The following is a 26,728-nucleotide window of genomic DNA, read 5'->3' on the forward strand; positions in this document are numbered from 1 at the left end:
ACATATATTTAATGGATTGTAGATACCATTACCTTTTAGAGAATGATCTTTGATTATCATATAGTTAAAAAGGACGATTGCTGCATTTGTTAAGAAAAACCAGAACACCATTTGTGAAAACAGGCTTACTCACCTTTATACTATTATTTACATTATCTAGGCTATTAGCCCAGCAGCAAGACTCTACTACTCATTCTATTTTCAATGACACATTGCAAATAGGTGAAATAATCATCAGTGCCAAAACTGCTATCAAGATCAATAAAGACACCATTAGCTATCAGGTAGATTCGTTTTATAAAGACCCTCTAGCCACCACCGAAGATGTTCTGAAAAGACTACCAGGTGTAGAAGTAAGTAGAGACGGCACTATTACCATTAATGGCAAAACGGTTACCAAACTATACATCAACGGCAAAGAATACGATGCCGATGACCTTACCTCTATTACCCAAAACCTGCCTGCCGAAATACTGGAAAAGATACAAGTAGCTGACTACCATAGTGAGGAGGCCAGCTTTAGCGGACGCAAAGAAACGGCAGAGAATAAAGTCATCAACCTGCAATTCAAGAAAAAATATAAGAGTGGTATTTACGGCAGAGGCGCTGTGGGCTATGGCACAAAAGACAGGTACCAGTCGGGACTATTTGGCAACTACATGTCTAAAGAAGGAAGCCGTGTAACTGCAATAGGCAATATCAACAACACGGGTATGTCTGACGTAAGCAATAGCTTCAATAACAATGCATGGAGATCTCCAGGTGTGCGCAATGAGCGGAAAGCAAATATCAACTTTTCTAACAACATCAATCCTAAATGGAAACTTAGTGGTGGTTATTATTTTGATAATCATACCAACAGCCTTACCAGCTCCACGTTAAGAAACACATACTTAGCCAATGATAGCATACTACTGCAAGAGCAACAACAAAACACCGTTAGCCAAAACAATAGCCATAGACTGAACTTGCGTAGCAGATGGAAACCTAATGAAAAACTAAGGATCAACAACGATATCTCGATAAGCTATAGAAACCAAAACGCTGATAACAACAATTCGGATATCACCTATCAGAACGAGCAAAGACTTATCGATTTTCAACGTACTACTACAGTAACTAATAACAATGATGATATTAACCTTAGGCTGAGTAATACCGTAATGAAGGCATTTGCCAAAGAAAAGCGAACACTAATTATAAGAGCTTTTGCCACTTACTCTAACAAAGAGAACAAAGGCAACAATACTACAAGCAATAGTTACACTATGCCGCTCTCTTCCAATACGGTTATCAACCTAATCAACGGGAACAATAAGAATCTATCTACTAATGTAGGCATCAGATATAGCGAACCAATTGGCAAAAGGAATCTACTGTCCCTGGACTATAATAACACCTACGACAACAGCAACAATAACCGAGAAGTGTTACTGGAGAACAATGGCGCTACCATAACCGACACGGCACAAAGTAGAACTTATGAAAACATTAATATAGAACATAACATAGGACTTACTTATCAGTATACTACTGATAGGTTTTATACTACACTAGGTTTTCAATTACTACCCTACGATCGTAAAACTACTGACCCGATTAACAGCAATAACAACGTAGCGCAAAAAGGGATAAACTATGCACCTAGTCTTCATGTTCAATATGATTTGAGCAAGACACAAAACATTGGCTTAGGCTATAATGGTCGTATCAATACCCCCAATCTTAATCAACTACAACCTGTGCCCGACTATACTGATAGCCTTAACATCTATATTGGCAACCCTAACCTGAAACCAGAAATAAGCAATACCATTAGCCTCAATTATCGTAATTACAAGCCTTCCGGGGCAAATACCAATATTAATTTGCATGGCAGCTGGTATCAGCAAAAGATCACCAACAATGTTATCATTACCAATAGTAAAAGAGAAACAAGACCCATAAATGCCGATGGCAATTATAGCCTTTCATCTAGCATTAGTAATACCGTCCCTATTCTAAAAAAGAAAATAAGACTGACTACATCAATACAAGGATCTCTTCAAAATAATGTCAGTGTGGTCAATAACATCTTACAGAAAAGAAAGAATTATCTGATCAGTCCCAGAATAAGAATGGTTTTCTTTTTAGAGGATATTTACGAAGGGTCTTTGACCTATAACTATAGCTGGAATAAAACTATAACTACCAATAGCACTAACAACCTATTACAGACACATAATTTATCACAACAAGGCTCCTTTATCCTACCGTTCAACATTACCTGGAAGTATGATATCTCTTATATATCTAACAATGGCTTAAACCAAGATTTTGAACAAGACTTTTTACTCATCAACACATCAGTAGATAAAGAATTCAAAAAAATAAAAGGTTTATTCTTAAGCATACAAGCTTTTGACATCTTCAACAAATACCCTACCGTACAAAGGAACATTAATGACAACTATTATGAAGACGTTGCCGTAAACAGAATAGGTAGTTACTACATGCTATCATTAATATACAGGTTCACTTCCTTCCCTGCAGCTCGAGAAGTACCTGAGTTGTTTTAGTATTTCCTTTTACCATTTCATTAACTATCGGATAAAATCATTTTACCGTCTTTTACAATATCGTTTACCAAAAATCGCCTTCACATGTATAGAGTATTACTAGCTTCAGTATTACTATTAAGTTGTAGCACCTATAGTTTTGCTACCAACGACGCTCTTCAGGAATGTATAGCACAGATGACCTCTGATAAAACAGATGTATATACTTATACGCATAGCGAATACAAAACCTACCACTCTCCCCGCCCTTGGATGACCAGCCATATAGCACATAGTGGCACCATGTGGGTGAGCAGTAATAGCATTAGCCTTAGAGATTCCTTTGCCACTAGAGATAGAGCTTATATCAGTCTAAAAACTTTTAAAGAAGGGGTACTCCTTAAACAACCTCTCAATAGTAAGCAGCCAGCGAAAATAACCAAGAGCATGCTAGCTAATGAAGTGTTTAGAATAGCTAAACACCACCCTATACTACTACTACAAAAGTTTGGTAAGCTGGACAAGACAAACACCCAAACAAGTAATAAGGAGCATACTATATACAGCAATAAGATCAACGATGTTCCCATTAGCCTATACATTAATAGATACAACCAACTAGACATGGTTACCATCACAATTGATGACGAGCTATATGGAGACGTTGTATATACTATTAGGTATACCAACTATACTAATATTGATAAAGACATTCATTACCATTATCCGCAAACAATAACTTTTGAACAGGTAAATGGCATTACAGACACCTTACACCTCCAGTATGTAAAACATATAGATAAAGCACCTGTACTTATTGAACAGCCTGCTGACTATAAGATACATGATGACGAGCCTGAAGTACCCCATACGGCTACTACCCAAAAGCTAAGCGACCATCTCTATGCAATACACCTGCCACAAGCAGAGTCCGCAGCTTTGCTGGTAGCTTTAGATGATTTCTTTGTAGTCGTAGATGCACCATTAAATAGTAAAAATGGAGAATTAGTATTAGCAGAGGCTAAGAAAATAGCACCCAATAAACCTGTAAAGTATTACAGCTTTTGCCATCATCATCCTTGGTACATTGGTGGTATTCGCCCATTTGTACATGCAGACGCTACGGTGCTTACTCAAGCAAGTGATATTAGCTATCTAGAGTTCATTACATTAAACCCACATACCCTTAGCCCCGATAGTTTAGAACTGCAACCCAAACTTTTATTAACAGAGGTAGTAGAAAAAACGAAAACGATAACTGACGGCAAATACAAAATGATACTATACCATATAGGTGAAAAATCAGAACATACTGATGACTATACACTGTTCTATTTTCCTGAAGAGAAGATACTCTTTCAAGGTGATATGGCATTTATCAAAGATGGAGCACCATTGCGCAAAGCCGGCAGCAAACAAATAGCCTTGTATAATGCTATAAAGGAGCTAGACCTAGAAGTAGATACTATAGTGCAAGCTTGGCCTTGGAAAAACAGGTATAATATGAAAACCATTATACCATTTGCCGAGCTAGAAGCAAGTGTACAGATGAACAATGAAAAATAATAATAACAGACAAACTAATTACAAAACCTATATTTTAAAAACGTAACTTAACTGTAGACTAAAACTACTATCGTGAATACCTACAGCAACTTCTTATGTTTGCTTCTTGCAACATGTCTACTTTATAGCTGTAAGCAAAAGGAGGATACTAGTCCTTATATTAGGCCAGCATATACACTAGCAGACCTTACAGGTTCGAGATTATTTGGTGGTGAAGAAATCACCATATATCCCGACGACACTTCTAAAAATACAAGCTATCATATTGATAGCTTTACATTACGTATGGAACTACAGGATGACTCTGTATTGCTACTTCCTCACTATGGTGTATTCCCAACTACTATAAAGCTATATCGAAAAGAGAAGAATTTCATTTTCAGAGATGAGGGTGTACCCAAAAGTACATGGCCATATTTTGAAAGCAATGCACCAGGTTCTAATGAACGTATAGCAATACACTTTGACCAGGAATACAACCTTTGCACTTATTACTACCACAAGCATATTGTAAAACCTAATACAAAAGGATATGACATTATAAGAGTCTACTATGAATTATAGCAAAGCTTCTATATCAGCCTAAAAAACGTTCTAGCATTCCTTATATTTATATTATGAATGGAGGTCTCATAAAAAGGTTATTTACCATAATAATGGTATTGATCAGCATACACAATGTAAAGGCGCAACAGTTTACCGTAAAGCCTATGACGGAAGAGCGGCTAAAGACCATTGCTATAACTGCAGATAAAAGTTGTCCTGAAATACTGAATAAAGATACTAGACTGGATAGTGTGCGCTATCTAAAGGGACTAATACTGTGCAACTACTATACCATGCCCAATGCTACTGCTGAGGATGTAGCAAGAGCGCGTATGCATAGTGGCGATGACAAGAATGATGAAGGCGTAAAGTTGCCTAATAGCACCTATCGTGTGCAGCATAAGTTTTACGACAAGAATGGTGTATATATTTTTACCAAAACACAGTGGCAGTAACTACCAACCCGCAAATATCTCCGCCATAGATGGGGATGTGAATACACGAAAAGCAATTAAATACATTGCTAGTGTCAATAACCCCAAAGTATTAAAACGTCTTAGCAATCTTCCTCCTTCTTCTTCATATTCTTTATCCCCCTTTAAGCTAGGTTGTTCTTTAGCTTTCTTGCCATGAGCTCTCATTTCCATAAATTTCTTATAGGCTAAGTAGGCAAAATATATAGTTGGTATATAGAGTAAACCGCCGACAATTTGTGGATTCATCCTGTTAGTAATTTGAGGTGCAAGATAAAAACTAAATGCAATTAAGTATAAGTCATTCTAACAACTGATAGTATTGTCAATAACAACTTCAATACACTAAACCCAAACATTACAATAAAGAATATGCCAAACCTTTTGTAGGACTTGTAAGGCATGTTTAGTTCCTTCAACTTATTGGCTACTTTAAACAACCCTATGAATAATACTAGCGTTCCTAGAACCCATATTAATGATGAAATCAAAAAAATACCACCAGCTATGGCAGCTTGTAGCAGAACAGGACCTCCTATCATAGTCCACTCAAAATAAACAATAATATTATCTTTGCAGTTATTAAATAAACAGAACCAATAACGATGGAAGACATAATAGTAAAAGACAGTAACGGAAATGAACTAAAGGACGGAGATGCAGTAATAGTCATCAAAACACTTAAAGTAAAAGGTGCAGATGACATCAAAAAAGGTACAAAGGTGAAGAACATTAAACTCACTGATGATCCTGCAGAGATAGACTGTAAAGTTAATGGTACACGTATGGTATTACGTGCAGAGTTTCTAAAGAAAGCATAATCATATATAGCCCTTAGTTGATCTAAGGGCTATTTTATGATATATTCAATATACCTCTCCACATGTTACATCTACAGTTCTCTCCATTTCCAACTTTAGAAACAGAGCGTTTATTACTACGAGCAGTAACCGTTGATGATGCTGCCAATATGATGGATATACGCAACCATGCTACTGTAAATAAATACATACATGGCAGAGCGCCATTAAAGAATATAGAGGAGAGTAAAGCACGTATAGAGAAAATACTAGCAGAACAAGAAGAGAGCAAAGTAATAATGTGGTGCATTTGCCTTAAAGAACAACCACAAAACATGCTGGGTAGCATAGTATTTTGGAATATAGAACCAGAAAATGATTTAGCAGAAATAGGTTATGAGTTGCACCCAGAACACCATAATAAAGGCATAATGAGCGAAAGCGTAAAAAAAGTTCTTGTTTATGGCAAAGAAATTATGCTTCTGAAAACGATAACGGCCTATACCCATAAAAACAACCTAGCTTCTATCAAGCTGTTACAAAGCAATGATTTTCAGCGCGATTTTGGCCTTGAAAATCTATTTGTTGGAAAAACAGAGCCGGAAACACAAACCATCTATGCCCTGAATGTTAAATAATTACAAATTTACTATGGAATAATATTAAAATCATTAGACTAATCAATAATATTAGTATAGATTTGTACTTTATTAATTAATACCAATAAGTAATGCAAGAAGGAACAGTTAAATTTTTCAATGAGACTAAAGGTTTTGGTTTCATTACTCCATCTGACGGTGGAAAAGACATCTTTGTACACGTATCTGGCCTAAATGGTGACATTTACGAAAACGATAAAGTACAGTTCGATGTTGAAGAAGGCAAAAAAGGTCTAAATGCAGTGAACGTTACAGTTGTAAAATAAGTCAACTCTAACTATATACTGCTAAGTATATATCATTTGCAAAAGGCATATCTTTCCAGATATGCCTTTATTATTTTAGTGCATTCTATCACCTCTCGGTGTAAGCTCTTTAAGGATACGCTCTTCTATTTCCAGCCATTGATCCCAGTATTGACGCACTTTTTCTTTATCATAATATTTTTCAGCAAGGTCTATAAACAATCTATAATGCCCTGCTTCCGATACCATAAATTTATGATAGAACTTTCTCAGGCTTTCTTCTTCCAAACCTTCACTCAGCACTCTAAAGCGTTCGCAGCTACGTGCTTCTATCAAGGCGCTCATCAATAGCCTTACTAACAGATTGTCTTCTGGCACTGCAACACGCGGTTTGTTTTGTATTAGCAGATTTACGTATTCATCCCTACGTTGTTTACCCAACTCAAAACCACGTTTCTTCATCTCTGCCCACACCATTCTAAAATGTCCCCACTCTTCAGTTACTATTGCAGAAAGCTGATTGACTATATCTTCTTTATCTGGATGAAGCTGGATAATAGAGATACATGTGGTTGCTGCCTTTTGCTCACAAAAAGCATGATCGGTCAATATCTCTTTTAGGGAAACAGAGGCCAGATCGGCCCATCTAGGGTCTGTTGGTAATTTTAAACCTAGTATCGAATTGTCTGCAGTACTCATAAGTTGGCAAAAATAAACCTATTTAAAACAAAACGTCCTTATAGCTATCCACTTTGCTGAACACCGCTTTAGCATAAGGACATAGTGGCATTATCTTTATCTGTTTCGTTCTGGCAAAGTCTACCCCAGCACTTACTAGCTGTTTCCCTATACCTTTGCCCTCATAGGCAGTATTTACTTCGGTATGTTCTATTATATATTTATCAGCACCGGCATATACATATTCCATCTTGGCAATCTCTACGCCGTCTAGTTCTATATAAAACTTACCACGCTTTTCGTTTTCTGTTTGCTTTACTTCCATACTTCAAAATACAACTAGGGTTTATAATAAAAAAGCCAACCTAATGGTTGGCTTCAAAAATATTATTCTAGTTTTTTTATGATGCTCTTTTTATAGTACAACCTATAGACTTTGTTGTATTAGGATCAATAGGTTTGCCTGATAGCATATTATCAATCGCATCTTTTAAGAATAATTCTTTCGACTCAGACGGATTGGTTGGTTGGTCTTCCATAGCTCCTTTATAAACAAGCTTGCCACTAGCATCAAACAAAAACACCTCAGGTGTGCGTGTAGCACCAAAAGCATCTGCTACAGCCGAATTATTGTCTATAACATAAGGAGCAGTATATTTTTCTTTCTTAGCATATTTGGTCATAGCCTTTTTAGAATCATCTCCATCACGTTTTGCCTCATTTGAGTTGATAACAACCATGCCTATACCTTTTTCCGCAGCATAGTCCATCATCTCTTTTGTTCTAGCCTGGCTTTTGATAACATATGGACAAGTATTACAAGAGAACATCACCAAAAGCCCTTTGTCTGTTTTTGCTTTATCCAAGGTTACTGTTTTGCCATCGGTTGCCTCCATCTTAGTAGTAGACATCGGTATAGCTGTCCCTATGTCTATAAATTTGTGTTGTGCCGTAGCTGTAAAAGCTACTCCTGCCAATAAAGCTGTAGCTAACAATAGTGTTTTCTTCATAAAGAATCGTTTTACGTTTGTGTTTACCTCTCGTAAAGGTACAGCATATAGTACTAGAAACTTGTTAAGTTATTTCTCTTTACCTCTTTCTAAACTGATAAACTCATCACCTTTTTGATATATCAGATAAGTAACTATAAACTGAAACATCTCATCTGTAGCACGCATACTACCATCTTGGTCGGTAACACGTTGGGGAGGGCTGAAAGGATTATTAAGATTCTTACGCGTATTGTCATATACACCTTCTGCAACAATGGTGCTTCCTTTAGGAATTTTCACCATCTTCTTAAACGTGTAAAAATACTGCCAGTTAAAATCCCACTTAGGAATAGAAATAAGACGGATCGTATCCCCGTCAGGCTTTAAGGCATATGCTTTAAAGCTTTTGCCCAATAAGTGCATATGCGGGTTTATCGTCAATACCGATATGTCATCAGGTATTACAATTTTACTGTGTACTTTCTTTACAGTATTGGGCTCAATGATCAAGTCAGGTTCTACTGGTGCTATACCCCAAGTACCCAATTGAAATTCTTGTACCGGCCTTTTAGGTTTTTCCTCTGCAAAAAAGATATTGATATAAGAACTATCCCATACTGACTCACTTGTGGTAAAACCATAATGGAGGTCGTTAAGCAAGAAAGCTCCTTTCTTAGGCAGGTAATACCCTCCTATACCCTTTGGGTAGTATTGCCCCTCTGTACCCGGCAGATAATTCACTACCGACTTTTGCAACACAGGATATGAACCATCATCATTGGGCAAGTCTAGTGTTTTATAGGCCTGTACTATAGTACTATCTTCCACCATATCCACTACACGTTCGCCACCAAATACGTCAGTTTTTTCTCCTTCTTTATATTTGATCAGATCACCATTCACATGGTGCACTACATTTTTAGGCCCAGCGGCAAACTCTATAAGGCTGGCATATTTTCCTTCAGGTAATTCAAAAGGTACTTTCACCAGTAAAAACCTATCACGATTATTGGCAGGTAATAAATAAGGTTGAACGGGTATACGCATATCAGGCGTTCCTACCAGTGACCCTTTGGGATATTCAGGCACTGCAGGTATCTCCTCTTCATTACCAATGAGCAAACCATCTTCAACCCATTGCTCTAGTATTTTTATTTCTTTATCAGTCAATAATTTTTGCCCTACAAACTCCGTATAGTGAGGATCTGCCGGCCATGGTGGCATCAATCGTTCTTTTGTAGCAAAGACAATCCCCGAAGAATAGTTAACAGCATCTTGATAGGTGATAAGATTGAAGTGGCCTGAACCTTCAGGTCTGTGGCAAATAGTACAATTCTTATATAATATTGGTGCTACATGCTTACTAAAAGTCACCTTGCCTATTATCCCCTCTCCACAGCTGGCATAGGTAAGTAGCAATACCACCAATATAAATACACTATATGTTTTTTTGCTTTTCAATCTTTTCTTTTCTAAATACATTACCTAACAATATACTTACATTGAGGTTATACCCTATTAATATGATCAACGTATTGATCCATATCAATACCATTGAAGCCATTACCGTACCTATAGAACCATATATTTTATTATAATGGATGAAGTTGTTCACTAGGAAGAAGAAGACTCCCGAGGATATGACACTTAAAATCGTAGCAAAAACTGCACCCGGAGATACGAACTTTACAGGTCTGCTTAATGAAGGACCATATTTATACAATATGGATATGGTAACAAATATGATCAATGAGATAATAATAATACTCGCCAATCTGATTATAACTACATTGTCAAATATGCTCAGTAGAATATCATTTAAGGCACTACTTTGTAAAATGAGCACGGCAATACTTAGTATAGCTACTAACAAGAGCATCAAAGTGAGCTTTAATGCATCCCATCTTTGTTTTAGCCACGAGCGCTTTACATATACCTGAGAGAGGTGTTCCCGTTCAAAGCTCTGTATTAACCCCATCATACCATTTGAGGAGAAAAATAAGGTGGTCAAGATACCTATGGAAAGAACCCCTTCTTGCTCATTGTGTATAAAGTCGATAACAACACCACTGATTGTTGTGTAAAAACTTTCGTTGGGTGTTATCAACCTCAAGGTGTCTAATATGGTCTTTTCTACCCCCTGCAATGGCAGATAGGGCACTAAAGAAAACAATACCAATAATGTAGGCGGTATTGCCATTACAAAGTTATAGGTAACGGCAGCACAACTTTCAAATAGTCTATTGTCCTTAAGTTCTCTAAAAAAGAAACGACCTATCTCGTATAAACTAAGCCCATCAGCACCAGGTAGCACTATCTTATCGGCAACCGAAAAGACTACCTGCACAGGTTTCGAATCAAGAATGATTTTTTCCAGCTTAGTCATGCTACAAAGAACGACTAAAGATTATTGAGAATGAAATCTGTCATCTTCTTAAACAAATGATATCTAGTATTACCACCAGATATACCATGACGCTTATTGGTATAATATTCACTATCAAAATCTTTATCTGCCTGCACCAAAGCTTCGTGTAGCATCATAGCATTTTGTACATGCACATTATCATCACCAGTACCGTGAACAAGTAAGAACTTACCAGTCATACCTTCTACCATATTTTCAGGTGCATTATCTTCATAGCCACTTTGATTTTCCTGTGGTGTACGCATATAACGCTCTGTGTAAATATTGTCGTAGTACTTCCAGTTGGTTACCGGCGCTACAGCTATAGCCATTTTGAATAACTCTCCGCCTTTGAACAAGCAAGTGCTACTCATGAAACCACCATAGCTCCATCCCCATATACCAATACGGTTAGCATCTACATATGACAAGTTTCTTAATTGTTTGGCTACTGCTATCTGATCATCACTTTCTAGCTTGCCCAATTGCAGGTAGGTCTTTTTCTTGAACTCTTCACCTCTAAAACCGGTACCTGTACCATCAGCACATACTACGATATACCCTTTTTGTGCCAACATCTGATGCCAGAAATAATAGCTCACAGGAAATCTGTCAGCTACTTGCTGAGAACCTGGCCCGCTATACTGGAACATTAAGACTGGATATTTCTTACTCTTGTCAAAATTAGGAGGAGTGATCATCCATGCATTTAAATCTACCCCATCGGCACTTTTAAATGTTGTAAAAGAAAGCTTACCTAGATCGTATTCATTCATGGTCAGCTTTAGCTTTATATTATCTTCCAGCGTGCTTACTATTTTACCTTTAGCGTTGCGTAAATAATAAATAGAAGGCTCGTTAAGAGAGGTATAATTATCCAAGAAATAATTAAAACCTTCAATAGCAGTTATACTATGCGTTCCGTCTTCCGGCGTTAACAATCTTGTTTTACCACCCTTCCAATCTACAGAATACAGCTTTCTTTCCAGCGCACTATTGATAGCTGCAGTATAATAAATAAGCTTGCGTTTTTTATCAACACCAACAATATTATCAATATCATATTCGCCTACAGTTAAGTCTTTAAGCTTTTGCTTATTCCAGTTGTAATAATACAAATGGTTATAACCATCTCGCTCGCTTGTAAAAACAAATGACTGACCGTCTGGCAAAAACTCCAAATTATCATTAATGTCTACATAATACTTATTGGTTTCTTCATAGATAACTGTTGAGTAACCATTATCAGCATTGGCTAAAAGTAGTTCCAGTTTGTTTTGCAACCTGTTCAACCTATAAATGCAAAGCTCTTTAGGGTTATTACTCCATTTTATGCGAGGTATGTATTGGTCAGTTTCCTTACCGATATCCATTGACTGAGTAACTTTTGACGACAAGCTATACACATGGATCTTTACAATAGAATTATCTTCCCCAGCTTTAGGATATTTATAAGTGTTGATCTTTGGGTATTTAGACTTATAGTACGGCAAAGTATATTCACGCACTGCTGTTTCATCAAAACGATAGAATGCTAAATAATTACCATCAGGAGACCATTGAAATGCTTTAGTAAAACCAAACTCTTCTTCATATACCCAATCACAGTTACCGTTTATTATTTCATTCCACTTACCGTCATGAGTAACTTGTATCGTATTACCCTCAGCTAGATCTTTATAATACAGATCATTCTCTTTCACGAAGGCCACTTTAGTACCGTCCGGCGAAAAAGAAGCATGCAATACTTTTTCATCATCTAAGAGCACAACGCTTTTAGTTTTTATGTCATATACATACACTATATACTTTGCCGAACGACGATAGATATACTCCGCATCTGATTTTAAGAGTAGCTTTTGTTCATCTTCACTAAACTCATAGCTCTGCATATAATATTTCTGATTGGCAGAGAAAGCTTCCTCAGTATCAAATACAGTAGCCAACTCTTTACCATCTTTTATATTATATATTTTTATCTGCTGACGTTTCTCTCCTCTTTTTCTATCAATTTTAGAATATCGCTCTCCATCTTTCATGGCATTAAAGCCGGGTACACTTTGACTGCGAAAAGTACCGTTCTTCCACACGTCCTCAAGTGTAATTTCTTTATTGCCTTTTTGTGCAAACGATGGCATGCTTATACATGCAACAAGTATTAATAGTAAATAGCGCATATGTATGATTGTAGTATCTCCAAAAATAACACCAATTGTGCAGAGGTGGAAATAATGTAGCAAATACTTAGGGGTTAGATTATGAGTGATTTATATAAAACAAAACAGCTACCAAGTATGTACTTGATAGCTGCTGAATATATCTTGAAGTAAATTAGTAATCTATTGTAGCTTGTATACCTCTATCTATAAGCGCTTCCGCTCTTGGTCTAAGGTTGTCAAACGTGCCTTTTTTAACGCTACATTTCCCATTGTGGTGGATAATAAGCGAGCATTGCTCTGCTTGCTCGGGTGAGTGCTCACATACATCTATTAAACTTTCTATCACCCAATCAAAAGTATTCACGTCATCATTCCACACTACAAGGTTATGTAAACCATCGGTTTCCACTTCTGTAGCTACGTCTTCCTGGGTTTGCCAATCTACACTGTTATTAAATAACTCTTTTAGGTTCATATCATTATATCTTTATAAGTGTGCAAAGATATGAAAAATACTACTTTGACACGCGTTTAATGCTTATATATTTGCATCATGTTTCAGAAAAAGACAATGGAAGAGCTCGGCAGAAAGACCGTTGAAGAAATGCAAGGATCGTCTAAAAAACCGATCATAGTGATACTAGATGATATTCGCAGCATGCACAACGTAGGCTCTAGCTTTAGAACTGCTGACGCATTTGCTATAGAAGCACTTTATCTATGCGGTTTTACGCCTACTCCTCCCCATAGAGATATACATAAAACCGCACTTGGAGCTACTGACACGGTTAGATGGCAGCACTTCCCTACTACGCTAGATGCTGTTACTGCTGCTAAAAATGCTGGATATAAGATATACGGTGTAGAACAAGCTCATGATAGCACCCTGCTTCACGAGTTTGATTATAACAACGACCCTATTGCATTAGTATTTGGCAATGAGGTAAATGGTGTATCAGACGAAGTATTAGCTATGGCCGATGGATGTCTGGAAATACCTCAATATGGTAGTAAGCACTCGCTCAACATATCTGTTAGTCTAGGTGTTGTGTTATGGGAAATGGTACGTTAAAGTCACCATTCCCCATAATGTTTAATACTTCTATCTCTTAAATCTAACCGCTAGAGAAGTGGTAAATAATAGATTATCTCTTTTTGATAACGAGTTGCCTGAAAATATCGGATCGTAGCTATTATAATATTTAGCTTCTGTACGCCACATTACACCTTTCATTACTTCATAATTATACCCTAAACTATAGCCACTAACTAAGAAATCAGTAAAGATAGGTGTACCCGCTACGCGGTTATAAGCATCTTGGAAATATTCGCCTCTTGCTGTAATACTTGCATTATTGTTGAGTTGATATTGAAGGATTGCTGCTACGGTATACCAACCATAATAGTTACTGCTACCCTTTGCCGATTGGTCAGAGCCAAAATCAAATAATGCAGTTAAGGTCAATTTCTTCCCTATTTTAACAATGCCATACAGGTCACTGAAATAACGCATTCTACGAGACACATCAGGAGTAATACTACCTACAAACGTGCTCCAGTTAACCGTTATTTTATCATTTGGGGTGTACGTTATTTGAGTTCCTCCTGATGGCGTACTATTGCCCGATTGTCTTTGTATTGTTTGCCACCCATTAAGGTATAGTAGTGCCAAATACCATGTTTCACTTACATTCTTATAGCTCAGACACACACCACTTTCGTAATATGGTGACCCCTCTGCAAATAAACTTCTTGTTAGCGTAGGATAATCCATACTTATAGCCCCTTCAGCACCTAAATGAGAAGGCATAACACCCGCATCTAACCATATTTCTTTATTCTTATGCAAACGAATACCAACATTAGCTTCGTATATATTTTTTAAAACTCCTGGTTCGGTTGATAAGTTAGCATTGGCATATGTACCGGTCATCAAGGCAAGATTGGCACGTACACGTCCCTCTTCATAGTTGCCTTTTAGCATTGCGAGGTTCACAGTTACTTCATTATGTCTGTTATGAGAATAGATATAATTAGGGCGTCTATTATTAAGTGGCTTGTCAAAATCGTAAGCATAATACAACTCTCCATAACCAGAAATAGTAAATGCCTTTTTCTCTGTTTGTGCATTAACCGTAAATGCAAAACATAATATCCCTAAAACTGTTACTAATTTTTTCATCATGCCTTAAAGTTAGTAATTGTGATTATGTGCGCAATAATTTTAGCTTTGATGTTAAATATATATCCTATGCGTTGGAAAGGAAGACGTCAAAGTACTAATATAGAAGACCGTAGAACAGGAGGAGGAAGAGGCAAAGTAGTTGGTGGAGGTATCGGTGTATTGGTCATTGCTCTTGTAGTATATCTTCTAGGTGGAGACCCTTCTGCTGTTTTACAACAAGCCGGCTCTATAAATCAGCCACACCAAACAAACACCGCTCCGCTAAGCACAAAAGAAAAAGAGGACACCGAATTTGTATCAGTAGTATTAGCCGATACTGAAGAGGTATGGGAAAAACTATTCAGAGAAATGGGAGGTCAATACGAGCCACCTGTATTAGTACTGTATAGAGACAATGTACAATCTGCCTGTGGAGGAGCCAGCTCTGCTACAGGTCCATTTTATTGTCCTGCGGATAAGAAATTATACATAGACCTGTCTTTTTATGATGAACTGCATAATAGATTCGGCGCACCTGGTGATTTTGCTATGGCTTATGTAGTGGCACATGAGGTAGCTCATCATGTACAAAACCTTTTAGGCATTTCAGATAAAGTACAAACACTAAGAAGCCAACTTAATCAAGTGGAGTACAACAAACTATCGGTGAGACTAGAGCTACAAGCCGATTTCTTTTCAGGCGTTTGGGCTTACCATGCCGATAGGATGAACAATATTCTACAAGAAGGAGATATTGAAGAAGCCTTAAATGCAGCACATGCTATTGGAGACGACAACCTACAACGCAAGCATGGTAGTGGTATGGTCGTTCCCGACGCATTTACGCATGGCACTTCCCAACAAAGAGTGTATTGGTTCAAAAAAGGATTTACAACAGGAGATGTTTCCCAAGGAGACACCTTTGCCGAAGATGCTTTCTAAAGCATTACATCAGCTTCATTCTTCTTTTTTCCAAGTAGGCTTTCATGAAGTCGGTCACTAAATAGGCAGCCATTTTAGGCGTAAGGCTATCTCTTTTACCATCTCTTAATTCATAGGCACCTTCTGCTATATGAAAATATGCCGGGTGAATGGTGTGCGCTACCCATGTAGCAAACCTTCTTGCCTGAATAGCAGTTATACCCGATGCGGTAGCAGCACTAGCCAAACTACGTTCCAAGCAATCCATATCCAACTCCAGCCCTACGGGGTTGCCTTGCGTTTTATTCATTGCATGGCGCACCGCATCATAAAAGGTCTTTTTCTCTCTTACGAATATATCTTCGAAGAATGCAAAAAACAGATCGGGATCGTCGTCTTGTTCCTCTATTATTGCTTGACCATTATAGTTCTCATGCAAGCCAAGTGCGTAGTATTTCTCTAAATAACCTTCTCGTTTGGCATATCTAAAACCATTACCACTATGTCTACCTTCCATTCCCCTGTAATCACTATGTGGGTCAAGGTTGATACAATTCAATGGAGACTTCAAACCTTCTGATGCCCCCTTAAGTATTGGGTAGGCATTATTATGTCCTCCACCAATGATAATAGGCACTTTTCCTGCTGCTACTATCTTTTGTATTACCGGATATACGATATTATCTACCTCGCCTACTAAATATCTTAGCTTCTCGATGCTTACGTTTTCAGACTTCTCCATTTGTGCTTGCAGATCAAACGCTCCTAACACAAAGAGTTCCTCCCCTTTTAGCAGGTTAGTATCTTGAACATTAAGGATAGCACCAAGTGCATACTTCCAAAAAGTATGTGTACCGCCAATGCCATGATTGGCACGAACGCCTATATCTTCAGGAATGCCGAGCAATACAAATTTTGCATCTGTATTTTGCACCTCTTGCAGCCAGTTATCACTATTAGCAACCCTTACACGTTCGCCAAACTTAACTTCTCCTGGTCGCTTTGCGATCAGTCTGTCTAGATCCGTTCTATTGAGTACAACTAAATTATCCATTTGCCTTATTTGGGGTTACAAGCTACACACTTTTTATAAATAGTAAAATTTTTGCTCTACAGACTCATAATCATACACATATCTCATTTTAAAAGTTTTTTTGAAAAATATAAAACCATAATTGTTTTAGGCTCGTAAGTACTTGTATAATCAGAAAACTTATTCTTATGAAAAGCTTTATACAATTAGCTACAGTAGCAATGACATTGCTACTTACATCACAAACAGCTACGGCAGATCACCTAACGTCAAAATACTTGTTTGCTGCAAGGATGAATGGAGGTCAGGAAGTGCCTGCTGTCACAACCAATGCACTTGGTTTAGCTACATTTTATTTAAACGACACAAGAGACACTATGTGTGTAGAAATGACTGCTACAGGGCTGAGTGGTTCTATTACAGGCATTCATATACACGAAGGAGAAATGGGTAGTAATGGTGCTGTAGTAGTAGATATGATGCCTTATTTATCGGGCAATCGTTTAAAAGGAACTATAACAGGGTCTACGCTTACACAAAGTTTTATCGCTAAAATGTTTGCCGGTAAATTTTATTTAAACCTGCATACAGCGGCAAATGCCAATGGTGAAATAAGAGGACAAATAGTACCTGAAGAAGATAAAGCAATGACGGTAATGCTGAATGGCATGAACGAAGTGCCGGCTGTAACTACTAATGCTCGTGGTATTGGTGTCTTTATGCTTCAAAAACACGAAGGCAAATTATCTATAAAAGTGGTTGTAGATGGACTTAGTGGTACTATTACGGGCGCTCATTTACACAAGGGCGCTGCTGGCACTAATGGTCCTGTTGTAGAGAACCTAACAACAATGATAAATGGAAATACCATCATGGCTGATGTAGACCCAACTGCATATCTTTCTGACCTAAAGAATGGTGACATTTACCTGAACGTACACACTGCTGCCAATGCTGGTGGTGAAATACGTGGTCAGTTAATGATGCAACCCTATGTACAGTTTGATGCGATGCTGGATACAGCACAAGAAACTACAGCTGTAACAGGTATGGCCAACGGCATGGGTGTAGCTTCTCTACGTATCAATTATACCTTCGACACGCTATGGTATGATGCACAGCTAAATGACCTAACAGGTAGTATACAAGCTGCTCACTTACACAATGGGGCTTTAGGCACAAGTGGTGGCGTTGTTATTGGTATCCCTTCAGGTAGTATCAATGGCAATGTTATCTCAGGGATGTTTACCGGCGCTGACCTATCAGACTCTCTAATGAACTACTTACTAGAAGGTAGCATTTACTTAAACGTGCACACTACTGCAAACCCTGCTGGTGAAGTAAGAGGTCAAGTGTATAAAACATTCCGAGAGGGATATACTTATCATATAAATGGTGCTCAAGAAGCTCCGATGGTAAATTCAACTGCTTCCGGTACAGGTATGGTATCGGTAGACCGCGACCAAACTAGTGCTCACTACATGATGGTTGTCGACAACCTAACTGGTTTTACCGCAGCACATTTTCACAATAATATTGCAGGGCAAAATGGTGGCGTTATCTACAACCTTACACCAAAATATGCTAACGGTGGAATATTTGGCTATTGGTTAGATAATGAGATGACTACACCATTTACAAAAGGCAATTCTAACCAGTTCAGAAAAGACAGTGTTTATGTAAACATCCACACCTCTGCCAATGCTAATGGCGAAGTTAGAGGAAACACAACACGTAATTTGTGCAATACAATACCTACATCTACAAGAACTTTAGGTACTATTAGCACTGTTGCTAAACTATACCCTAACCCCACTACTAATAATGCAATTCTTGACATTACATTAATCACGCCTACAACCGCTACAATAAGCGCTGTAGATATGATGGGACGCAAAGTATGGACAGCAACACAAAACTTCACTAAGGGTATTAACAGAGTAAATATACCATTGAACGATGCTCCTACAGGAGTATATTTCATACAAGTAACTAACAAAACAGGGCAAATGTCCTTCAAACTAATTAAAGAGTAATAACAGGGTAAACGGCTGATGTAAATCGAGAGCTGCAGTGTCCACTGTGGCTCTTTTTATATGCAGATTAGCAGAAACTATGATAAAACTGTAGGCAAAAGCACTCTTTAATGTAACTTTGTAGCCAAAATATCTAATAAATGTATCCAATAGAAATAGTAGCCCCGATGAAGGCTGAAGTAACTGATAACGGTTTCACAGAATTATTGACTAAAGAAGATGCTGATAATGCATTGACGAAGGAAGGAACATCATTACTATTCATCAACTCTGTATGTGGTTGTTCTGCTGGTACTGCACGTCCCGGTGTTATCATGGCAGTAAAAAATGCAGCTAAAAAGCCTGACCAAATATTGACTTCTTTTGCTGGATTTGACGTAGATGCAGTAAAACAAGCTAGAGAGTATTTATTGCCTTATCCTCCATCATCTCCTGCCATTGCACTTTTGAAAGATGGTAAAGTGGTACATATGATAGAGCGTCATATGATAGAAGGTCGTCCGGCACAAATGATAGCAACCAACTTATTGCAAGCTTTTGAAGAGCATTGCTAAGTATCTTATAGTAAACTCAATTTCAAAAGAGGTGTGTATTGTTCACACCTCTTTTATATTTAGTAATCATAGAAATATTTACTTTATTCGCAGTATATAATTTCAACCTTGGAGAACAATAAAGTCATTATCATTACGGCACCATCAGGCTCCGGAAAAACAACACTCGTAAAGCGATTACTTGCTGCTTTACCTGAACTTTCATTTTCAATATCGGCATGTACTAGAGCTCCAAGAGCTGGAGAAATAGACGGGAAAGACTATTACTTTATTACTGTAGATAAGTTCAAAGAACATATTGAAAAAGAGGCATTTATTGAATGGGAAATGGTATACGAGGGCAAGTATTACGGTACGCTAAAAATTGAGTTTGAACGCATATGGAAACGGGAGCATTACCCGCTTGTAGATATTGACGTAGTAGGCGCATTGAACGTAAAAAAGCAATACCCTGAGAATTCCCTAAGTGTCTTTATCAAAGCTCCATCAGTAGAAGAACTAAGGAAAAGATTGGAAAAAAGAGGTACTGAAACACCTGAAACACTGGAAGAAAGAGTAGGTAAAGCAGAAAAAGAACTGGACTACGCCCCTCTTTTTGATAAGATCATAGTAAACGACGACCTGGAGACAGCTACAGTGGAACTCATCAGTACTGTAAAAACTTATCTATCATAGCTTTATATAATAACTTAGTTTTTACGCAGGCAATTAGTCTATTTATTATCTTTGGTTACACATGGATCACGAACTCTTACAGCTCATATTATACATACTAGGTTGTTTATTGCTTATTGGTTTCTTTGCCGGAACAGAAATCGCATTTATCTCTGCCAATAAACTAAACATAGAGCTAAAGAAAAAGCAAGGCACATTAACAGGAAAGATACTCTCCCGCTTTGTTGAAAACCCTGCCGAATATATTGGTACCAGTCTGGTAGGTGTCAATGTGATGCTGGTGATATATGGTCTTTTAATGACCCGACTAACACAGCCTTATTTAGAGATACTCCCTGCACCATTCAACAGTGAGTATATACATCTATTGCTCGACACTATATTTGCTACCATAGTAGTATTATTACTGGCCGAGTTCCTTCCCAAAGCAATATTTAGATCAAAGGCAGAACAGGCATTGAATATATTCAGCTTGCCTATGCAGCTGATGTATGTTATCCTCTACCCTGTTGCTAAGATATTTGTAGCCTTATCCGAGTTTATATTAAAGTATCTCTTTAATGTAAGGATGAAGGACAACAAAACGGTGTTCAATCGTGTAGACCTCGAAGTTTTTATAAAACAGACCATGCATGGGCATGAGAATGACTCTAACGAGCTCAATACAGAGCTTTTTGAAAATGCCCTCTATCTGGTTAATGTAAAGATCAGAAAATGTATGGTGCCTAGAAATGAGGTGGAGGCCATAGAACTACAAACCTCTATTGCTGATGTAAGGGCAAAATTTATAAAAACTAAGCTTTCTAAGATCATTGTCTACGATCAAACCATTGATAATATAATCGGTTATGTACACCATTTGGACTTGAACAGAAGACCTAAGTACATAAAAGAAGTACTGCATAAGATAAGTGCCGTTCCCGAGACCATGAGTGCCGTTGACCTTATGAACAACTTTACCAAAGAGCGCAAAAGCATAGCTTGGGTGGTAGACGAGTTTGGAGGTACTGCAGGTATAGTAACCATGGAGGACGTATTAGAAGAGATATTTGGAGATATTAACGACGAATTTGACGAGGAGGAATATGTAGAAAAGCAAATATCTGAGAATGAATATATCCTATCAGGACGTTTGGAATTAGACTACCTGAACGAAAAGTACAATTTCAACTTCCCTACGGACGACTCTGAAACATTATCCGGATATATCATCTCTAATCATGAAACAATACCGGAACAGAAAGAACGCATTATCATTAACCATCACGAGTTTGATGTGCTATTAGTAAGTGATACGAGAATAGAAACCGTAAAGCTGAAAGTATTAAAACAATAACCTTTTTAAAATATTCAATATGGCTATACAAAGACCATTCAACCTTAATAAGTGGATAGAAGATAACCGTCATTTACTAAAACCACCTGTGGGCAACCAATGTGTGTACAAAGAGGCAGGAGATTTTATCGTTATGGTAGTTGGCGGACCAAATAGCCGTAAAGATTTTCACTACAACGAGAGTGAGGAGCTTTTTTATCAGCTGGAAGGAGATATAACTGTACGTATAGTAGAAGACGGCAAGATCGTAGACATTCCTATCAAGGCAGGAGAAATGTTCTTATTACCACCTAAAGTACCACATTCACCTCAACGTGGAGAGAACTCTGTAGGACTTGTAATAGAAAAAGTAAGAGATGAAAAAGACACAGATGGCTTTTTGTGGTTCTGTGAATCTTGCAACGAGAAGCTATATGATGAATACTTTCACCTAACAGACATCGTAACACAACTACCACCTGTTATGGAGCGCTTTTACAAAAGTGAGGATAAGAGGAAATGTTCTCGCTGTGGCAGCGTCATGGAAGCACCTACACCAAAATCATAATATTAATACAAACATATATTTAGCCTGCATTTGCAGGCTTTTTACTTAGAAATATCAGCACAAAGAATTAGATTTGCGCTATTATTCAAACACATTAATATGTCACACGATACTAAAAAAACTAACGATTCAAGAACCCCGTCTACTTCATCAATAGCTTTTGCAGCATTAATCTTTTTCCTTTTCATAGCTATGGTTAATTTTGTTAATGTGATGAGTCATGACGAAGGTGGGCATGGTGAAGAAGCACACGCTACTGAGCATGCTGCTCCTGCACATCATGGAGAAGAAGCGCATCACGAAGCTACAGAGGAGCACCATGGTGAAGAACATCATGAAGAAGCTAGCCACGAAGAGCACGCACACTAGTAATAGCCTACGATAAAACGGGAGGAATTTGATGCAGAAAGAAGATACAATTGTAGTAACTGGAGCTGCCGGCTTTATCGGTAGTGTCTTAACAGGCATTTTAAACCAAAAAGGCTTTGAGCAACTTATATTGGTAGATGATTTTACCAAAGAAGGTAAAGCGCAAAATCTATCAGATAAAAACTATCTGCAAAAAATAGACAGAGCAGAATTTCCTAATTGGCTTGCTGAACATCATAACGAGATTCAGTACATTTTCCACCTTGGTGCCAGAACAGACACTACAGAGATGGACTACGCAGTCCATAAAGAGCTCAACCTAGACTACACCATTAAACTGTGGGAGTTGTGTAGCCAACACAATATACCATTAGTATATGCCTCATCTGCGGCTACTTATGGTGGTGGTGAGCATGGCTATAAAGACGATCATAACATCGTCGACCAACTGGCTCCCCTCAATGCCTATGGCATATCTAAGAATGAGTTTGACAAGTGGGCATTACAGCAAAACAACACACCACCCTTCTGGGCAGGACTGAAATTCTTTAATGTTTATGGCCCTAATGAATATCATAAGAAGCGTATGGCCTCTGTGATCTTTCATGCCTACCATCAGATAAAAGAAAAAGGTACTGTTAAACTATTTCGCTCTCACCACCCTGACTATAAGGACGGAGAGCAAATAAGAGATTTTGTATATGTACTCGATGTGGTAAATGTGTGCCTGTGGCTAATGGAGCACCAGCCAGAAAGTGGCTTATACAATTTAGGTACAGGTGAAGCGCGAACATTCAACGACTTGGTAAGAGCTATTTTTAAAGCCTTATCCCTACCAGAACATATTGACTATGTAGATACCCCTGAAGACATAAGAGATAAATATCAGTATTTCACAGAAGCTGATATGAGTAAGCTATTGAGTAAAGGGTACGATCAAAAGTTTTATTCTTTAGAAGATGGTGTGGCAGACTATGTACACCACTACTTAGATAAAGATGCTTATATTTAATAAAATCATACTTATGAAAAAGACAATCTTAGCATTTGCTATGGCAACGGCTTTAGTCGTTTCACTACAATCTTGCGGCAGCAATGAAGCTACCGAAGAAACTACAGAAACTGTAGAAGAAGCTACACCGGAATTCACCGCCTACGGAGATGAGTTTGATGCAAGCACTCCTATATCAATAGCAGACTTTACTACTTCTATGCAAGAAAAAGAAAGCATGGAAGGCTTGGTTATAGAAGCAAATATCTCTGAAGTATGCCAAGAAGAAGGTTGCTGGATGAGAGTAAAGAACGAAGGTGGAGACGATATCTTTGTTACATTCAACGACCACCAGTTTGTAATACCAAAAGACCTAATGAACAACAGAGTTATTATCTATGGTACTGGCATGAAGAAAACTGTTTCTGTGGCTGACCTACAACACTATGCTGCTGATGCAGGTGCTACCGCTAAAGAAATAGCGGCTATTACAGAGCCTAAAGATGAAATACAGATCAATGCAACAGGCCTATTAGTGTACTAATAACGGCTCAAAACTTATATTTATAATAAAGCCCGCTCTATGTAGCGGGCTTTATCTTTTTCTAGAAAGTATATCTTACCATTGGCACAGGGAAAAATCCTTGCTGGTAATTACTGTAAATACTGTTCCTTCTTGGATCAAAGCCCTGACTAAAGATGTTCTTATTGTTTGTTACGTTTTGTAGATCTATTGATGCTTCAAGTGTGCTTTTCTTATATTCTTTTCTATAGCTCAGCTTGAAGTCTACCCTAAAGTAGTTATTCTGTTTTTCAGAAAAAGCATTAGCTCTATCAAAAACAGCATCGCCTACAGCTTGCGATCTTTGTAGATCAATTGGAGTAAAATATCTACCACCTACTGTTGCCACTTTTAGGTTCAATGAAAGTATATTATTTCCTTTCTTACCCAATTTGAACTCTTTACCTCCCAATACATTTAGTACATATCCTGTATTGAAAGCAGTATTTCTTTCTACACCATCACCACCTTTGTATTTGCTATCAAAAAGAGAGCCTGTAACTAGAAAGTAATAATTATTGCTGAAGAACTTCTCAACAGTCATTTCAACACCATAGTTAGTTCCTGTTCCATTATTTACCAGACTATCTTCATCATCAGGAATAAAGCTAGAGCCACTATTCAGAGCAGAATAAGAAGAAGCACGTTGTTCAACAGGAACGTTAGATAAGGATTGATAGTAAGCCTCTAATTTAAAGCGCATTTTGGGTGCAAAGTTCCAATCATATGTTGCTACAAACTGATTACTTCTTGTAAAGTCTAAGTTTTTATTGGTTAGCTGTACTCCCGTTGTTGTAGCTGTTTGCACATAATAGGTGTATATACTCTGCATCTGATGATTGAGTCCGTAACCAAGCCCTACCCTATGCTTATTGTTTAGTTTATAACTTAAATTAACTCTTGGCTCTACAGCAACTGAATTATTCATGAACAAATATTGACCATGCAAACCACTAACTAATGACAACTGTTCATTAAACCGATGTTTCCACTGTAAGTATACCTGACCTAAACCTAAGCTACCGTCCTGGTCAACTATAGTTCTATTGATGATGCCATTATATACCACTTTATTATACAGGTCGAAAATAGTGTGGTCGTAATAGATACCTCCCTTCAAGCTATTCTTTGCATTGATCTTGTGAGAAAGCCCTAAAACTGCAGATAGCTTCTTTGTTTTTAAATTCCCTTCTGCTTTAGGCAAAACAATATTCCTGTCTACATAACTAATAGAATCATTGGTAAATTCTTCTGATGTTGTACTGTAACCCAAAGTTAGTTTTGCTGTCGTCTTACTAGAGATATTATGCTCATAAGCCAAGCCTGTTATTGTGGTAGAATAAGTCGTTCTTACATCAGAATAGGCACTACCATATAAGTTGGTCTCGCTGGTATCTACTTCGTTACCTAGAAGATCAATTTTACTAAGGCCTGCAATACCAAAAAAGCTAAGCTTACCTTTTTTACCTACTCCTGTACTTACCTTATAGTTCACATCTTGATAGATAGGTAGTGCTGCACCTGTACCAAAATTAATACCCAGTGCCTGAAACACACCTAAGGTAGAATACCTGTAGTTCAATAGAAAAGAGGAACGTGATTTTTTACTTATAGGCCCCTCAGCTCCAAGCTCAAAACCATTAAAACCCACCTGACCCATAAACTCATGATTATCTCTATTTCCATTCCTCATCCTCAAGTCGAAGACACCAGCCAAAGCATTACCATATTGTGCCGGGTAAGCACTAGTCAAGAAGTCGGACTTGGCAAGGTTATTATTGTTCAGCATGCTAACAGGCCCACCTGTGCTATTTAAAGAACCAAAGTGATTGGGGTTTGGGATGTTCAAGCCTTCTAATTGCCATAGCATACCATTAGGTGAGTTTCCTCTTACCACGATATCATTTCTACTATCGTTACCAGATACTACCCCAGCAAAATTTGCCGCCATACGCGAGGGGTCGCCTATAGCGCCTGCATACTTTTTAGTGTCTCCAATATTGAAGGAACGTGAACTAACCATGGCCATATCATTGTTAGTACGATCAGGGTCGTTGGAACGATTATAAACAACGGTCACTTCATCCAATTTCTTTACTGACTCGATAAGTGTGATATTCAGCCCCACTTCTTTACCCGCTGTAACGATGATATCAGGTATTACTCTTGTTTCATAGCCAGTATAAGATACTTGAACAGCCTGTCGCCCTATTGGCACACCTACAAGCCTGAAATTACCGTATTCGTCAGTTACAGTTCCTAGAGATGAATTGTTCGCTAAAACAATTGTAGCACCGATCAAGGGGCTCTGAGAAGCATCGTCAGTAATAGTGCCAAAAATAGTTTGTGTTTGGCTTTGAGCAATCACTTGTGTAGCCAACAGTAAGGATAAGATGGCTAACCCAATTTTTTTCATGAGTACTAGTTTAATACAGTTGCAAATTTGCAACTATGCCTGAACTTAAAAATTGATTTAGG

The 26,728-nt window shown here is 37.8% G+C and carries 29 protein-coding genes; 17 read left to right on the forward strand and 12 right to left on the reverse strand.

The genetic code is table 11. From position 1 onward, the window contains the following. The first annotated feature begins 77 nt into the window (after positions 1-77). From R2800_04975 to R2800_04990, 4 genes are all read left to right on the forward strand, one after another. Positions 78-2,558, forward strand: coding sequence for an outer membrane beta-barrel protein (locus R2800_04975; protein MEZ5016384.1), 2,481 nt, complete (start codon positions 78-80; stop codon positions 2,556-2,558). An 84-nt stretch (positions 2,559-2,642) separates the two neighbouring features. Then, positions 2,643-4,103, forward strand: coding sequence for a hypothetical protein (locus tag R2800_04980; protein MEZ5016385.1), 1,461 nt, complete (start codon positions 2,643-2,645; stop codon positions 4,101-4,103). A gap of 72 nt (positions 4,104-4,175) precedes the next feature. Beyond that, positions 4,176-4,667 carry a hypothetical protein gene (locus R2800_04985; GenBank protein MEZ5016386.1) on the forward strand — a complete coding sequence of 164 codons (492 nt, stop codon included), beginning with the start codon at positions 4,176-4,178 and terminating at the stop codon, positions 4,665-4,667. Positions 4,668-4,720: 53 nt separating this feature from the next. Beyond that, positions 4,721-5,104, forward strand: a complete 384-nt coding sequence (locus R2800_04990; GenBank protein MEZ5016387.1) for a hypothetical protein — start codon at positions 4,721-4,723, stop codon at positions 5,102-5,104. On the opposite strand, the gene R2800_04995 is transcribed toward R2800_04990, so the two are convergent. Together R2800_04995 and R2800_05000 are read right to left on the reverse strand one after the other, a co-directional pair. Next, the gene (locus R2800_04995) at positions 5,105-5,371 is read right to left on the reverse strand and encodes a hypothetical protein (GenBank protein ID MEZ5016388.1); all 267 of its coding nucleotides are present in this window, start codon (positions 5,369-5,371) and stop codon (positions 5,105-5,107) included. It lies immediately after the preceding gene. Positions 5,372-5,412: 41 nt separating this feature from the next. Beyond that, positions 5,413-5,664, reverse strand: coding sequence for a hypothetical protein (locus R2800_05000; protein ID MEZ5016389.1), 252 nt, complete (start codon positions 5,662-5,664; stop codon positions 5,413-5,415). Between the two features lie 63 nt (positions 5,665-5,727). On the opposite strand from R2800_05000, the gene R2800_05005 reads away from it, so the two are divergent. From R2800_05005 to R2800_05015, 3 genes are all read left to right on the forward strand, one after another. Continuing rightward, positions 5,728-5,943 (forward strand): zinc ribbon domain-containing protein YjdM, encoded by a 216-nt coding sequence (locus R2800_05005; protein MEZ5016390.1) that lies wholly within the window; start codon positions 5,728-5,730, stop codon positions 5,941-5,943. 62 nt (positions 5,944-6,005) lie between these two features. Next, positions 6,006-6,560, forward strand: coding sequence for a GNAT family N-acetyltransferase (locus R2800_05010; protein MEZ5016391.1), 555 nt, complete (start codon positions 6,006-6,008; stop codon positions 6,558-6,560). Positions 6,561-6,652: 92 nt separating this feature from the next. Beyond that, a complete protein-coding gene (locus R2800_05015) occupies positions 6,653-6,847 on the forward strand; it encodes a cold-shock protein (GenBank protein MEZ5016392.1) in 195 nt (64 codons plus the stop codon). A 75-nt stretch (positions 6,848-6,922) separates the two neighbouring features. Here the strand turns inward: R2800_05015 and R2800_05020 are convergent, their stop codons facing one another. The 7 genes from R2800_05020 to R2800_05050 all read right to left on the reverse strand — a co-directional run bounded on the left by R2800_05020 (position 6,923) and on the right by R2800_05050 (position 13,537). Next, entirely contained in the window at positions 6,923-7,525 is a 603-nt protein-coding gene (locus R2800_05020) for a tRNA-(ms[2]io[6]A)-hydroxylase (protein ID MEZ5016393.1), read from the reverse strand. Positions 7,526-7,547: 22 nt separating this feature from the next. Further along, positions 7,548-7,829, reverse strand: coding sequence for a GNAT family N-acetyltransferase (locus R2800_05025; GenBank protein ID MEZ5016394.1), 282 nt, complete (start codon positions 7,827-7,829; stop codon positions 7,548-7,550). Positions 7,830-7,905: 76 nt separating this feature from the next. Then, positions 7,906-8,514, reverse strand: coding sequence for a thioredoxin family protein (locus R2800_05030; protein MEZ5016395.1), 609 nt, complete (start codon positions 8,512-8,514; stop codon positions 7,906-7,908). Between the two features lie 69 nt (positions 8,515-8,583). Continuing rightward, positions 8,584-9,957 carry a hypothetical protein gene (locus R2800_05035; GenBank protein MEZ5016396.1) on the reverse strand — a complete coding sequence of 458 codons (1,374 nt, stop codon included), beginning with the start codon at positions 9,955-9,957 and terminating at the stop codon, positions 8,584-8,586. Then, positions 9,935-10,882 (reverse strand): YihY/virulence factor BrkB family protein, encoded by a 948-nt coding sequence (locus tag R2800_05040; GenBank protein ID MEZ5016397.1) that lies wholly within the window; start codon positions 10,880-10,882, stop codon positions 9,935-9,937. The genes R2800_05035 and R2800_05040 overlap by 23 nt, the downstream gene beginning before the upstream one ends. Before the next feature lie 14 nt (positions 10,883-10,896). Continuing rightward, the gene (locus R2800_05045; GenBank protein MEZ5016398.1) at positions 10,897-13,080 is read right to left on the reverse strand and encodes a S9 family peptidase; all 2,184 of its coding nucleotides are present in this window, start codon (positions 13,078-13,080) and stop codon (positions 10,897-10,899) included. Positions 13,081-13,234: 154 nt separating this feature from the next. Next, a complete protein-coding gene (locus R2800_05050) occupies positions 13,235-13,537 on the reverse strand; it encodes an ATP-dependent Clp protease adaptor ClpS (GenBank protein MEZ5016399.1) in 303 nt (100 codons plus the stop codon). A 78-nt stretch (positions 13,538-13,615) separates the two neighbouring features. Between R2800_05050 and R2800_05055 the strand changes: the two genes are divergently transcribed. Continuing rightward, complete coding sequence (locus R2800_05055; protein ID MEZ5016400.1) at positions 13,616-14,134, forward strand: RNA methyltransferase; 519 nt, start codon at positions 13,616-13,618, stop codon at positions 14,132-14,134. A 30-nt stretch (positions 14,135-14,164) separates the two neighbouring features. Here R2800_05055 and R2800_05060 read toward each other — a convergent pair whose 3' ends face one another. Beyond that, positions 14,165-15,247, reverse strand: coding sequence for a porin (locus tag R2800_05060; protein ID MEZ5016401.1), 1,083 nt, complete (start codon positions 15,245-15,247; stop codon positions 14,165-14,167). A gap of 66 nt (positions 15,248-15,313) precedes the next feature. Between R2800_05060 and R2800_05065 the strand changes: the two genes are divergently transcribed. Next, positions 15,314-16,168 (forward strand): neutral zinc metallopeptidase, encoded by an 855-nt coding sequence (locus R2800_05065; GenBank protein ID MEZ5016402.1) that lies wholly within the window; start codon positions 15,314-15,316, stop codon positions 16,166-16,168. A 4-nt stretch (positions 16,169-16,172) separates the two neighbouring features. Here the strand turns inward: R2800_05065 and R2800_05070 are convergent, their stop codons facing one another. Continuing rightward, positions 16,173-17,201 carry a formimidoylglutamase gene (locus R2800_05070; GenBank protein ID MEZ5016403.1) on the reverse strand — a complete coding sequence of 343 codons (1,029 nt, stop codon included), beginning with the start codon at positions 17,199-17,201 and terminating at the stop codon, positions 16,173-16,175. 167 nt (positions 17,202-17,368) lie between these two features. On the opposite strand from R2800_05070, the gene R2800_05075 reads away from it, so the two are divergent. The 8 genes from R2800_05075 to R2800_05110 all read left to right on the forward strand — a co-directional run bounded on the left by R2800_05075 (position 17,369) and on the right by R2800_05110 (position 24,232). After that, complete coding sequence (locus tag R2800_05075) at positions 17,369-19,216, forward strand: CHRD domain-containing protein (protein MEZ5016404.1); 1,848 nt, start codon at positions 17,369-17,371, stop codon at positions 19,214-19,216. A gap of 140 nt (positions 19,217-19,356) precedes the next feature. Beyond that, entirely contained in the window at positions 19,357-19,770 is a 414-nt protein-coding gene (locus tag R2800_05080) for a BrxA/BrxB family bacilliredoxin (protein MEZ5016405.1), read from the forward strand. A gap of 108 nt (positions 19,771-19,878) precedes the next feature. Next, on the forward strand, positions 19,879-20,445 hold the full coding sequence (gmk, locus tag R2800_05085; GenBank protein ID MEZ5016406.1) for a guanylate kinase: 567 nt from the start codon (positions 19,879-19,881) through the stop codon (positions 20,443-20,445). Between the two features lie 61 nt (positions 20,446-20,506). Further along, positions 20,507-21,781 (forward strand): hemolysin family protein, encoded by a 1,275-nt coding sequence (locus R2800_05090; protein ID MEZ5016407.1) that lies wholly within the window; start codon positions 20,507-20,509, stop codon positions 21,779-21,781. A 19-nt stretch (positions 21,782-21,800) separates the two neighbouring features. After that, positions 21,801-22,328, forward strand: coding sequence for a 3-hydroxyanthranilate 3,4-dioxygenase (locus R2800_05095; protein ID MEZ5016408.1), 528 nt, complete (start codon positions 21,801-21,803; stop codon positions 22,326-22,328). A 99-nt stretch (positions 22,329-22,427) separates the two neighbouring features. Continuing rightward, positions 22,428-22,697 (forward strand): hypothetical protein, encoded by a 270-nt coding sequence (locus tag R2800_05100; GenBank protein MEZ5016409.1) that lies wholly within the window; start codon positions 22,428-22,430, stop codon positions 22,695-22,697. Positions 22,698-22,728: 31 nt separating this feature from the next. Continuing rightward, entirely contained in the window at positions 22,729-23,709 is a 981-nt protein-coding gene (gene rfaD, locus R2800_05105) for an ADP-glyceromanno-heptose 6-epimerase (GenBank protein MEZ5016410.1), read from the forward strand. A gap of 13 nt (positions 23,710-23,722) precedes the next feature. Continuing rightward, positions 23,723-24,232 (forward strand): DUF4920 domain-containing protein, encoded by a 510-nt coding sequence (locus R2800_05110; GenBank protein MEZ5016411.1) that lies wholly within the window; start codon positions 23,723-23,725, stop codon positions 24,230-24,232. Positions 24,233-24,293: 61 nt separating this feature from the next. Here the strand turns inward: R2800_05110 and R2800_05115 are convergent, their stop codons facing one another. Then, entirely contained in the window at positions 24,294-26,666 is a 2,373-nt protein-coding gene (locus R2800_05115; GenBank protein ID MEZ5016412.1) for a TonB-dependent receptor, read from the reverse strand. Positions 26,667-26,728 lie beyond the last annotated feature (62 nt).

The sequence above is a fragment of the Flavipsychrobacter sp. genome, from assembly GCA_041392855.1.
In the GTDB taxonomy this organism is placed as follows: Bacteria; Bacteroidota; Bacteroidia; order Chitinophagales; family Chitinophagaceae; genus UBA5543.